This is a genomic window from Streptomyces sp. NPDC058751, assembly GCF_042746485.1.
Classification (GTDB): Bacteria; Actinomycetota; Actinomycetes; order Streptomycetales; family Streptomycetaceae; genus Streptomyces.
Genome location: NZ_JBHYPZ010000032.1, coordinates 18,886 through 30,953, shown reverse-complemented (window position 1 = coordinate 30,953; position 12,068 = coordinate 18,886). Strand labels below are relative to the sequence as shown.

Here is a 12,068-nt window from a genome sequence, read left to right as displayed (position 1 = left end):
CGCCCCCCCCGGCCGTCCCGACCGGGCCCCCGCGGCGGCGCGGGCGGCCCCCCTCCCGCTCCGGGCCGGCCGCCGCCCGCGCCCCGTAGGACGCCTGACGGACCCGTCAAGTCACTTCGCGCACACCGTCTTGTCCGCCGTGGACTTCTCCACGTCCGGCGCCTTCGTCGCAGCGGTCAAAGGCACACCGGCGCCCTTGAAGTCCTTGCCCAGGGTCAGCACGATCGCGGGCAGACCCTGTGAGTTCTTCTCGCTCTCGCCGGGCTTCATCGCCGAGCCGGACAGACCCATGAGATCCGCCAGCTTGCGTGCCTGGTCGGCCTGCTCGGGAGAGTACTCCAGGGTCGTCTTGCTCAGAGGTGCGTCGGCGTTGCCCAGCTGGCTGGACTTGAGCACGCCCTCATTATTCTGCAGCCAGTTGAGAGTTTCCTGTGCCGAGCCGGCCTCGGCGCCGCCGTTGTAGATGTCGACGCGGATCTCGGACGCGGCGGAGCGGGGGCCCTTGAGGCGGGCGGCCACCGCGGCCTTCTCCTTCGCCTTCTTCTCCTTCACCGCGGTGAAGGAGACGTCGTTCTTGATCGCGTCGAAGACCGGCTGCGACTGCGTCGGATGCACGACGACCGTGGCGTGCACCTTCTCGGCCGGGTTGTCTATCACCGGGACCGTGGTGAAGGTGATGTTCTTCGGCGGCACCTTCTTCAGCTCCAGGGCCATGTCCTTGAGCGTGTTGACCTTGCCGATGCCGGTGTCCACGGTGAGTGCCTTGGTGGCGGCCTCGGCCAGCTTGTACAGCTTGGTGGGGCTGGTGAGGGTGTCGCCGGAGCTCATCTTGCGCATCAGGGAGCCGATGAACTGCTGCTGCACCTTGATGCGGTCGAGGTCGCCCTGGTTGCCGAAGCTGTGCCGGGTGCGGACGAACGCCAGGGCCTGCTCGCCCTCGATGGTGTGCTTGCCGGCGGAGAGCTTGAGGTGCGAGTCCTCGTCGTCGACGTCCTTGGCGACACAGACCTCGACACCGCCGACCGCGCTGGTCAGCGTCTTGACGGCGTTGAAGTCGGCCATCATGAAGTGGTCGACCGTGATGCCGGTGACCGCCTTGACCGTGTCCATCGTGCAGCCGGGGTTGCGGCCCTCCTGGCCGAGGCTGGTGTTGAAGCGGACGTTCTCCGAAGGCTTGATGACCTTCTCGGTGCCGTCCTCCTGCTTCGACCTGCACTCCGGGATGTCGACCATGAGGTCGCGCGGAATGCTCATCGCCGTCGCGTTCGTCCGGTCCTTCGCCACGTGCAGAAGTATGTTCGTGTCGGCGTGCCCGACGCTGTTCTTGTCGCCGTAGCCCTCGTTGCCCGCACCGGTGCGCTTGTCGGTGCCGATGATGAGGATGTTGAAGGCCTCGTCCTTGCTGAAGCTGCTCTTGGCCGAACTGCCGACGTCCTCCGCGTTGACGTTGCCCTCGAGGTGCTTGAGGTAGGCGTACGCGGCGCCCGAGACGGCCACCAGGACCAGCGCCATGGTGCCGCCGGTCCAGAGCAGTATCTTCTTCGCCTTCGACTTCTTGGGCGGCTTGGTGCGCCCGCGCCGCCGCCCCGGAAGGGGCTCCGGCGGCTCGGCGCGCCGACGGCGCGGTCCCGGCAGGTCGGCGCCGAGCGCCTCACGGTCCTGTTCCGGTGCCTCTCGGTCCCGTCCCGGTGCCGCGCGGTCCCGGCCCGGCGCGCTGCGCGTGCGCGTCGCCGTGGAGGGGGCACCCCTCCGAGGCCGCGGCACGCCCGGTTGCGCTCCGGAAGGGGGCAGTCGCAGTTCGTATTCACCGGTGTTCGGGTTGAGCACCCACTGGTCTGCGGGATCGATGTTGTCCGCCCGCCTACGGCCTTGCGCGTCCACGGTTGTCTGAATCCTCCGTCGGGGCCACGCGGCGCCCTTTCCCCCTCAAAAGGCGCTCGGGTCTCGGTCAAGCAGTGCGCGACCCCAGGACGGACCTCGTGGGCCGGGTGCACCGGATCGCTCACACTATCCGCCCAGTTCAGCGTCCAGCGACGGCCGTGACAAATTCAACGTTCCTACAACCGGGCATTCCGCCCCATTTTCAGAGACTTCTTAGCTCGGATGTTCCCCGGCTTGGTGTGCGCTTTACTCGCAGGCGCCCTGGGCCGCCGTGTTGCCGCGGAAAGTGGGGGCCGGATCGGGTGTGCCGGAGAGGAGGGCGGCCCCTATTGCCGTCGACATTCCGTCGCCGTCCGACTCCTCTTCGTAGTTGCGGAAGGAGTTTCCGTACGGGCTCGCGGAATGCGGTGACCGGCCGTGGGCCGGCCCCGCGGGCGGCTCCTTCGCGACCACGACGGGCTCGTCCGCGCGCAGCCGTTCGAAGAGCCGTTCCGCCGCGGGCTCCACGAGCTGGTCCCGGTTGGCGTTGAGGACGTAGGACCTCCGGGGCACGGTCAGGAACTGGATGCCGTCCGTGGGGATGTCGCGCACGCCGCGGACCAGGTCGTACAGACCGCGCAGGCTCGCGAGCCCCGGGTCGGTGGTCAGCGAGGAGGTGGCCGCGTCCAGCACCGGGTACAGCTTCGCCGGGTTGAGCAGGACGTCGTCGCTGCGCACCTTGCCGATCAGCGCGCCGAGGAACTTCTGCTGGCGGTCCATGCGGTCGGTGTCGCTGCCGTTGCCGATGCTCTTGCGGGCGCGCACGTAGCCGAGCGCCTGCTCGCCGTCGAGCACCACCTTGCCCGCGGGCAGCCTCAGCTTCGCCGCCTTGTCGTCGATCGGCTCCCTCAGGCACACCTCGACGCCGTCCACGGCGTCGACCATGTCCTTGAAGCCGTGGAAGTCCACCACCATGTGGTGGTCGACGCGGATGTCCGTGAGCTTCTCGACGGTCCGGATCGTGCAGGCCGAGCCGCCCACCTCGAAGGCGTAGTTGAACATCGCGAACATGGGGTCGGTGCGGGTCCCGTCGGGGCGCCGGCAGCCCGGCACGTCCACCATCAGGTCGCGGGGCAGCGACACGGCGGTCGCGCTGCGCCGGTTCGCTGCGAGGTGCAGCAGGATCGTGGTGTCGGACCGCTCCGTCCCCGAGTCGCGGCCGTACTCCTTGTTCCCGGCCCCCGAACGCGAGTCGGACCCGATCAGCAGGATGTTCTGCGCGTCACGCACCAGCGCGGTGGGCCTCTCCCGCTCGTAGCGGGCGAGCTCGGCCGCCGCGTCGTCGTCGGCCGTGATGTTCCCGTTCAGCTTCTCGTACGCGGCCCAGCCGACCGCCACGGCGCCCAGGACCACCACGGTGGCGCCGGTCGCCGTCCAGCGCAGCCAGCGCCGCCGCCTGCGCCCCGCCCCGGTGGGCGACGCTCCCCGTCCCTGCTCCTCCGGGCTTCCGGAGGGATGGCCCGTGGTGTCGGTCACGTCGGGACCACCACCCCTCATGGCGTACGAGCGTGTCTGGCTGCTCCTACGACCATGTCCCGAAGCGGCAGGTGAGGGGGGCCGGTGATGGGCCGAACGGGGGACGCCCGGCCCGGACGGCACCCGGAGCGGCCCGCCGCGGCGGACGCCGCCCGCCACGCCGCCCGCCACGCCGCCGGGCCGCCCTCCGGGCGCCGACGGGAATGGTCGGACAGGCCCTAGCGGGCCGTCGCGGTCACCCGTTCGCTCTCGATCCGCCGGGCGAGCGCGTCGTCGTCCAGCAGGTCGAGGTTGCGGCACAGCACCACGGACCCGCCGGTGGCGAGGGGCGCGTACAGACCGGCGGTCACGCCCTCCCAGGTGTCGTACGAGAGCGCCGACAGGATGCGGGAGCCGGGCCCCGTCAGATCCAGCCCGGGAGCGTCGGCGCGGGCCTGCTCCACGACCTCGGCGCCCGTGTACGCGGCCCCGGCGACGACCAGCGCCCGCTCCTCCGGGTCGACCGGCGCGTACGGCGCGAAACGGTCGCCCTGGCTCGGCACCTCGACGGCGTAGTCGGCGTACCCCGCGGGCGGCGTCGGGAAGCGGCGGCCGAGCGGCGCGAGGGAGAGGGCGACGCGCTCACCGGAACAGGCGAGCCCGGCGTCGAAGCGGCCGGGGCCCGCGACGACGTGGTCGGCGGCCGCCGGGTCCCCGCCGAGATCCGCGACGACGCCCACCGAGGAGCAGGCGAGCAGCCACACCGCCGTCTGCCAGTGAGCGGGCAGCAGCAGCGCGACCCGCTCACCGGGCTCGGCGGACATCTCGCCCTGGAGCAGGTTGGCGGTCTTGGCCACCCAATTGGCGAAGGTGGCCACGGACAGTTCGACCCGTTCGCCCGTCGCGTCGTCGTAGAAGGTCACCAAGGGACGCGCGGGGTCCTCGGAGAGCGCGGATCGCAGCAGGTCGGCAGGGGTGCGGTCGGTGGCTTTCACGCGCGCAAGCGTACGCGGGGGCGCCGCGCGGCACGGACCGAGCGCGCCACCGGTTCGGCTCAGCGCGTCCGACGGTCCGTCAATTCCGCGATGGACAGATATGTATGACTATGTCCAGGATCAGGAGCATGCGTGGATTCCTTGCTTCCTCGGTCGGCGTCACCTGCGCGGCCGCACTCGCCCTTCCGCTCGCCCTGCCCGCCACCCCTGCACAGGCCGGGCCGTCGAGACGGACATCGGAGACCGCCCTCCCCGGCAGCACCCAGTCGCTGCCCCTCGTTCCCCTCACCCGCAGACGCTCCCTCGGACCGACCGCCTCGGCCCAGGGCCTCACCCGCCGGGACGTACGGCCCTTCTCCCTGGTCGGCGTGGTCTGGGACGACCCGGACGCCGAGCTGCACGGCCGGGTCCAGGTCCGCACCCGGGCGACCGGCACCGGCGACTGGTCGCCGTGGCAGGACCTGGAGGCCCACAACGACGAGCACGCCGCCGACCCGGACACGGCCGAGAGCGCGTCGGGCAGGGCGCACGGCTCCACCGCTCCCCTGTGGGTGGGGGACTCGGACGGCGTCGAGGTCCGCGTCGAGGCGGAGCGGGAGGCGCGGGAGGCCGCGTACGGCCCGGATCGGGAGGAGGACGCCGGAGAGGACCCCGAGGGCGGGCGCGCGGCCGCCGCGCCGCTGCCCGGCGGTCTGCGCCTCGAACTCGTCGACCCCGGCGGGGACCCCCCGGACCGGGACGAGCGGACCGCGGGGACGGCGGGGAGGGCCGGGAGCGCACCCTCGGGCCTGCGCGCCAGGAGCATGCGCGGGAGCGCGCACGCGGGCGTGAAGGACGGCAAGAGCGCGCGGGCCAACGTGATCCCCGCGCTCTCCCGGGGCGAGACGGAGCGTACGTACTTCCCGGGCGGCAAGGCCGAGCGGCGCGTGGCGCCGTACATCGGACCGCGCCCCCGGATCGTCACGCGGCACGGCTGGGGCGCGAACGAGAACCTGCGCGAGCGCGGCTTCCTCTACACGAGGACGGTCAAGGCGGCCTTCGTGCACCACACCGCGTCCGGCAACAAGTACGCCTGCTCACAAGTGCCTTCGGTCATCCGCAGTATCTACCGCTATCACGTCGTGAGCAGCGGCTGGCGCGACATCGGCTACAACTTCCTCGTCGACAAGTGCGGCAACATCTACGAGGGCCGCGCGGGAGGCGTCACGAAGGCGGTCATGGGCGCCCACACCCGCGGGTTCAACACGAACAGCATGGGCATCGCCGTGATCGGCACGTTCGGCGCCACGAAGCCCACCGACGCCGCGCTCAAGGCGATCTCCCGGCTCACGGCGTGGAAACTCGGTCTGTACGGGGCCAATCCGCGTGGCAAGACATACCTGAAGTCGGCCGGTGGCAATCTCTACCGAAAAGGAAAGAACGTACGACTGAACGTGATCTCCGGCCATCGGGACGGGTTCGCCACGGAGTGCCCCGGACGGCTCCTCTACGGCAAGCTCGGCTCCGCCAGGACGACCGCGGCCCGCTACCAGGGCCGCTAGGGCCTGTCGTCAAATTCCCGTCGTCGCCCGAAGGGCGGCCTCGCGGCGTCACGGGGTCCCCGAACCCTCCGGGCAAGGGGCGACCCCGGCCATGGGCCGACGCCGCCGGGTCGCCCCTGCGGGCGACGTCGCGAACCGCCGGACAGGCCCCGGCCCCGCCGCACGGCCGCCCGGCACGGCCGGCGGCGGACCGGCCGGACCGGGCCGGCAGGGATCACCTGAAGTCACGGCAGAAGCCCGTCGAAGGACACCGCACGGCCGTCGAGGGCGCCATCGCAAGGTCTGCATACACTGGCCGGCCGAAAGACAGTTCGGCCGGTCCCGGCAGGAAGCAGAGACGACAGGTGACAGAAGCGATCCTCCTGGTCGGCGGCAGAGGCACCCGGCTGCGCCCGCTCACCGTGCGCACGCCCAAGCCGATGGTCCCCGCGGCCGGGGTCCCCTTCCTCACGCACCAGCTCGCGCGGGCACGCGCGGCGGGCGTCGAGCACATCGTGCTGGCGACCTCCTACCTCGCCGAGGTCTTCGAGCCGTACTTCGGCGACGGCTCCTCGCTGGGCCTCCACATCGAGTACGTCACCGAGGAGGAGCCGCTGGGCACCGGCGGCGCCATCCGCAACGTGGCCTCCCGGCTGCGCTCGGGCCCCGACGACCCGGTCCTGATCTTCAACGGCGACATCCTCACCGGTCTGGACATCCGGGCGCTGGTGGCGGTCCACGAGACGACGGGCGCGGACGTCTCCCTGCACCTGACCCGGGTGGAGGACCCGCGCGCGTTCGGCCTGGTCCCCACCGACGCCACCGGACGCGTCACGGCCTTCCTGGAGAAGCCGCAGAGCCCCGAGGAGATCGTCACCGACCAGATCAACGCGGGGGCGTACGTCTTCCGCCGCTCGGTCATCGACACGATCCCCGCGGGCCGTCCCGTCTCGGTCGAGCGCGAGACCTTCCCGGAGCTCCTGGCCGCCGGAGCCCACCTCCAGGGCATGGTGGACTCCACCTACTGGCTGGACCTGGGCACCCCGCAGGCATTCGTCCGCGGCTCCGCCGACCTGGTGCTCGGGCGCGCCCCGTCCCCGGCCGTCCCCGGCCGCTGCGGCGACCGCCTGGTCCTGCCCGCGGCCGTCGTGGCCCCCGACGCCAAGCTCACCGGCGGCACGGTGGTCGGCGAGGGCGCCCGCATCGGCGAGGGTGCCCGGATCACCGGCAGCACCGTCCTGGCCGGCGCCGTCGTCGAGCCCGGCGCCGTCGTCACCGACTCCTTCGTCGGCGCGGGCGCCCGCATCGGCGAGCGCACCGTCCTGACCGGCGCGGTCATCGGCGACGGCGCGGTCGTCGGCCCCGACAACGAACTCCGCGAGGGAGTCCGGGTCTGGTGCGACGCCCGACTCCCGGCATCAGCCGTGCGCTTCTCGTCGGACCAGTAACCGCCCCACCCCCGGCCGGAGGGACACCTCATCCCTCCGGTCCACCCCGCTTCCGACCCCGGCCGGGGAAAGTCCGGCCCCGACCAGGAGAAATCCAGTCCCGGCCGGGAAAGTCCAGCCCCTCCGGCGTTTGAGGAGCGGGGGTCCGGGGGCGGAGCCCCCGCTAGGGGTCGGGTAGGGGCGGAGGGGGCGAAAACCGTCTGTCCGTACGGGGGCCGACGGCCGTGAGAGCCGCAAGGGCCGGCCGGCGACAGCGCGGGGCGGCCGGAGACGGCGGCGCCGCCCGCCTAGAGCAGCCCGATGTCCGTACGCGGCATCTTCGGCGCCCGCCGCGGCGGCGTACGCCCGGCCAGCAGGATCAACCGAACGGCCCGATGCCGCTGCCCCGCGTACGGCTCCAGCAACTCCAGCATGACGGAGTCGTCCGCGTCCCGGTCCCCCGCCAACGCGTACCCGACGATCCCCGGCAGATGCAGATCCCCCACGGTCACGGAATCCGCCGAGCCGTGACTGCGCTGCACGACCTCCGCCGACGTCCACGGCCCGACACCGGGCACCAGCTCCAGCCGCCGCCGCGCCCGTACGGGATCGAGCCCGACGGCCTCCTCCAGCCGCGCCGCGACCCGCACGGCCCGCAGGATCGTGGCGGCCCGCTTGTCGTCGACCCCGGCCCGGTGCCACTCCCAGGACGGGATCAGCGCCCACGTCCGCGGCGCGGGCATGACGGACATCCGCTCGGGAACGGGCCCCGGCGCCGGATCCCCGAACTTCCGGACGAGCAGCCGCCACGCCCGGTACGCCTCGTCGGTGGTGACCTTCTGCTCCAGGACGGACGGGATCAGCGACTCCATCACGAGCCCGGTCCGCACCAGCCTCAGACCGGGCCGCCGGTGCCGGGCGAGCGCGACCAGCCGGTGCCGCGGCTCGAAGGCCTCCGGGTCGTCGGCGGCGCCGAGCAGGTCGGGGAGCCGGTCGAGCAGCCATTCGGCCCCGGGTCCCCAGGCCGTGCCCCGGGCCACCCCGCCGTGCAGAGCGACCCGCAGCGTCGCCGGTCCGGCGGGCGTACGGCTGGTCCGCCACACGGAGCCGTCGGGGGTCGTGCGGAACGTCGGATCGCCCGGGCCGCGCCGCAGCGGACCGAGCACGAGCCCGAGGTCCAGGGGCCCGTGGGGCGTCCAGGTGCGGACGCGTCCGGGTTCGGCCGTCGGGCGGGGCACCCCGCCGGGCACCACGACGTGTCCGCCGCGCACGGTCGTACGCGTCGGCCGGGGGGCGAAACGTCCAGACACGGATGAGGTCCTAGAGATACTCGGGCTGCCCTACGAGGGTAGGCGCTCCCCACACCACGAGAAGCCCGAAGCCCCGAAGCCCCGCCCGTCCCGAGCCGGACCGGCGTGTTCCGGCCCCGGCCGGAAGCGCGCCCTCACCTCCGATCGCGAAGGCGCCCCGCCGGATCAGCGCACTTCGACGAACGCGTCCGCGTCCCGGCCCGGCCGGGCTCTCGGTTCCTCCGCCGCGTGGCCGACGGCCACGGCCCCCATCGGGTCCCAGCCGTCCGGCAGCTCCAGCACCTCACGGACGACGTCACGGCAGAACATCGTCGACGACACCCACGCGGAGCCCAGCCGCTCCCCGGCCAGCGCGACCAGGAAGTTCTGCACGCCCGCCCCGGTGGCGACCACGAACATCTCGCGCTCGGCGCCGTCCCGCCGGGCGTCGCCGTACGTGTGCGAGCCGTCCATGACCAGACACGGCACCACGAGGTACGGCGCGTTGCGCAGCACGTCGCCCCGGCGGACCCGCCTGGCGATGGACTCCTCGCTCTTCCCGTCGCCCCGCAGGTCCGCGATCCACGCGTCCCGCATCGCGTCGAGCAGCCGCGTCCGTGATGCGGCGGACTCCAGGAGCACGAACCGCCAGGGCGTCGTGTGGTGCGGCGCGGGAGCGGTCACCGCCGCCGCGACCGCGCGGCGCACCGCGCCGGGGTCGACGGGCTCGTCGGTGAAGGCCCGTACCGTACGACGCTGGGTCACGGCCTCCCGTACGGCCTCCGAGGTGCCGAGGCGGAACATGTCGTCCCGCGCGGCGCGCACCATCGCCCCCGCTCCCGGGCCGTCCCCCTCGGCCACCAGGTGCGCCAGCCCCCGCACGACGGCGACGGGCCGCCCGGAGGCCTTGCCCTTGACCAGGTCGCCCGCGGCGGCGAGTTCGTCGGCCGTGGCCACGACGGTCGCGTTCAGCGGGTTGCCGTGGGCGTCGGTGCGGCCGCGCAGGTCGTCCAGCACCCGGACGCCCGCGGCGCCGATGGCGACATCGGTGAGCCCGGCGCGCCAGGGCCGCCCGAAGGTGTCCGTGATCACGACACCGACGTCGGCACCGAGGGCGTCCCGCAGCCCCTCGCGGATCGCCCGCGCGGAGGCGTCGGGGTCCTCGGGCAGCAACAGCACCGTCCCGGCCGGGGTGTTGGAGGCGTCGACCCCGGCGGCGGCCATCACGAGCCCCTGCCGGTTCTCGACGATCCGCAGGGTCCCGCGCCGGGCCACGACCCGGACGGTCTCGGCGTCGATGGCGGCCTCCCGGTCGGCGGCCTCGACGATCCGGCCCTCGGCCTTCGAGACGATCTTGGAGGTGACGAGCAGCACGTCCCCGTCCACGAGCGCGGGCCCGGCCGCCGCGATGAGCTTCGCCAGGTCGTCCCCCGGACGCACCTCGGGAAGTCCGTCCAGTGCCCAGACCCGGTAGCCCGCGTCGCCCGGCCGCTCCCGGTGTTCCCCGCCGGGAACCGCCGCCCCGGGGGTGTTCCCGGCGTCCGCGCCTTCGGTGCTCACGGCGTCCGTACCTCCTCCGCCAGCGCCAGCGCCTCCCGTGCCATCCGGGCCGTCGCGTCGAGGTCGGACATCATCAGGGGGACGGCGCGGCAGCGGATGCCGGCCGCCTCGACGCGCTCCACGGACGGGGCGTCGACCGTGTCGACGAGCCAGCCGTCCAGCAGGCCCGAGCCGTAGTGCTCGGCGACCGCGGCGGCGGTGGACTCGACGCCCACCGCGGCCAGCACCTTGTCGGCCATGCCGCGCACGGGCGCGTCACCGACGATGGGGGAGAGGCCGACGACCGGCACGCCCGCCTCGGCGATGGCCTCGCGGATGCCGGGCACGGCGAGGATCGTGCCGACGGAGACCACGGGGTTGGACGGGGGGAAGAGGACGACGTCCGCCTCGGCGATGGCCTCCAGCACCCCGGGAGCGGGCTTCGCCTGTTCGGCGCCGACCGGCACGATCGCCTCGGCCGGCACGGAGGCCCGCAGCCGGACCCAGTACTCCTGGAAGTGGATCACCTTGCGCTCGCCGGCCCCGGCCGGGTCGCCCTCCGGCAGCGTGACGGCGACATGGGTCTCGACCCGGTCGTCGGACATGGGGATGAGCCGCACGCCCGGCTTCCACCGGTCGCACAGGGCTTCGGTGACGGCGCTGAGCGGATAGCCCGCGCCCAGCATCTGCGTCCGCACGATGTGCGTCGCGAAGTCCCGGTCGCCGAGCCCGAACCACTCGGGTCCGAGTCCGTACGCCGCGAGCTCCTCCTTCAGGTGGAAGGTCTCGTCGGCCCGCCCCCAGCCCTGTTCCTCGTTGATGCCGCCGCCGAGCGTGTACATCACCGTGTCGAGGTCCGGGCAGACCTTCAGCCCGAAGAGGTGGATGTCGTCGCCGGTGTTGCCGATGACCGTGATGTCCGCGTCCGGCACGGCCTGCCGGAGACCACGCAGGAACCGTGCACCACCGATACCGCCTGCCAGAACCACAATGCGCATGGGGTTCAGTCTCGCAGGCGGGTACGACAACGTGTCAGCCGGTCACGGGACCCCGGTGGGACGGTCCGCTCTTAGGGGCGGAGGCGTCACACCGTTTCGGCGACCGCGCAACGCGCCGCGTGCATCGGCATCTCGGTGAGGCCCGGGTAGTAGACGTGCAGGCTGACGGCCGGTTCGAGCGTGTCGTTGACGACCTCGTGGACATAGCCCGGCGCGAACACGCGCTGCGCGCCGGAGTCCAGGGAGCGCGTGCCCCGCTCGGTGCGCTCGGTCAGCGCGCCGTCCAGGACCGTCAGCACGCCGGAGGAGCCGCCGTGGTCGTGCAGCCCGCTGCCCTGCCCGGGCACCCAGGACAGGAGCCACACCTCGTAGCCGGGCCCCGTGCGCAGCCGGTGGTACCAGCGCGAGGCGGCGTCGTAGCGGACGAGGTGCTCCCACTGGGAGCGGTCGGCGGCGATGGAACGCGCCAGGCCGGCGAACTCGGCCACGGTGGAGGGGTGTTCACGCGGCGGCTGGAGCAGGTGCGGGACTTCGAGGATGTCGCCGGCGATCTGGAGGTCGCTGTCGCTGTTCATGGATGCGGTGGTTCCTCGGCGGGAGAGTGCTGGGGTGTCGCTTGCCGTTTCCGCCCGGGTCGCGGGCGGGGGTCCGCCCGGGTGGGGGCGGGGAGGAGCCCTGGTGCGGGCAGTGGCCCCGATGGGGCGGGATTTCGCCTCAGTGGCGGCGAGGCAGCCGGAGCGCGGTAGGGCTCAACAGCTGGAACAGCAACAACAGCTACAGCGCGCGTGGGCAGCACCGAGGGACCCGGCGGTGCGGGTCGAGGTGAGTGCCAAGTTCGCGAGCATGCCCACAAGGAGAGCGGTTCACACCTCGACTGTCAACTGTGTGTCCGGTATGTGGAATATGTTTCACCTCATCCGGTTCA

Annotated in this window: 9 protein-coding genes; 2 read left to right on the top strand and 7 right to left on the bottom strand. The window is 72.8% G+C overall.

Features of this window, described 5'->3' with window-relative positions; all coding sequences use genetic code 11:
• Positions 1-111: 111 nt before the first annotated feature.
• The 3 genes from ACFW6B_RS27035 to ACFW6B_RS27025 all read right to left on the bottom strand — a co-directional run bounded on the left by ACFW6B_RS27035 (position 112) and on the right by ACFW6B_RS27025 (position 4,370).
• On the bottom strand, positions 112-1,881 hold the full coding sequence (locus ACFW6B_RS27035; RefSeq protein WP_386599687.1) for an LCP family protein: 1,770 nt from the start codon (positions 1,879-1,881) through the stop codon (positions 112-114).
• Between the two features lie 246 nt (positions 1,882-2,127).
• A complete protein-coding gene (locus ACFW6B_RS27030) occupies positions 2,128-3,396 on the bottom strand; it encodes an LCP family protein (protein WP_386599685.1) in 1,269 nt (422 codons plus the stop codon).
• 218 nt (positions 3,397-3,614) lie between these two features.
• Entirely contained in the window at positions 3,615-4,370 is a 756-nt protein-coding gene (locus tag ACFW6B_RS27025; protein ID WP_386599683.1) for a TIGR03089 family protein, read from the bottom strand.
• A 128-nt stretch (positions 4,371-4,498) separates the two neighbouring features.
• Between ACFW6B_RS27025 and ACFW6B_RS27020 the strand changes: the two genes are divergently transcribed.
• Entirely contained in the window at positions 4,499-5,911 is a 1,413-nt protein-coding gene (locus tag ACFW6B_RS27020) for an N-acetylmuramoyl-L-alanine amidase (protein WP_386599681.1), read from the top strand.
• Positions 5,912-6,255: 344 nt separating this feature from the next.
• On the top strand, positions 6,256-7,338 hold the full coding sequence (locus ACFW6B_RS27015; RefSeq protein WP_386599679.1) for a sugar phosphate nucleotidyltransferase: 1,083 nt from the start codon (positions 6,256-6,258) through the stop codon (positions 7,336-7,338).
• Positions 7,339-7,625: 287 nt separating this feature from the next.
• Here ACFW6B_RS27015 and ACFW6B_RS27010 read toward each other — a convergent pair whose 3' ends face one another.
• From ACFW6B_RS27010 to ACFW6B_RS26995, 4 genes are all read right to left on the bottom strand, one after another.
• Entirely contained in the window at positions 7,626-8,627 is a 1,002-nt protein-coding gene (locus ACFW6B_RS27010) for a DNA-3-methyladenine glycosylase family protein (RefSeq protein ID WP_386599677.1), read from the bottom strand.
• A gap of 165 nt (positions 8,628-8,792) precedes the next feature.
• Complete coding sequence (locus tag ACFW6B_RS27005) at positions 8,793-10,166, bottom strand: coenzyme F420-0:L-glutamate ligase (protein ID WP_386599675.1); 1,374 nt, start codon at positions 10,164-10,166, stop codon at positions 8,793-8,795.
• Entirely contained in the window at positions 10,163-11,143 is a 981-nt protein-coding gene (cofD, locus tag ACFW6B_RS27000) for a 2-phospho-L-lactate transferase (RefSeq protein ID WP_386599673.1), read from the bottom strand. The genes ACFW6B_RS27005 and cofD overlap by 4 nt, the downstream gene beginning before the upstream one ends.
• Before the next feature lie 86 nt (positions 11,144-11,229).
• Positions 11,230-11,718 carry a cysteine dioxygenase gene (locus ACFW6B_RS26995; RefSeq protein WP_386599670.1) on the bottom strand — a complete coding sequence of 163 codons (489 nt, stop codon included), beginning with the start codon at positions 11,716-11,718 and terminating at the stop codon, positions 11,230-11,232.
• Positions 11,719-12,068: the final 350 nt, after the last annotated feature.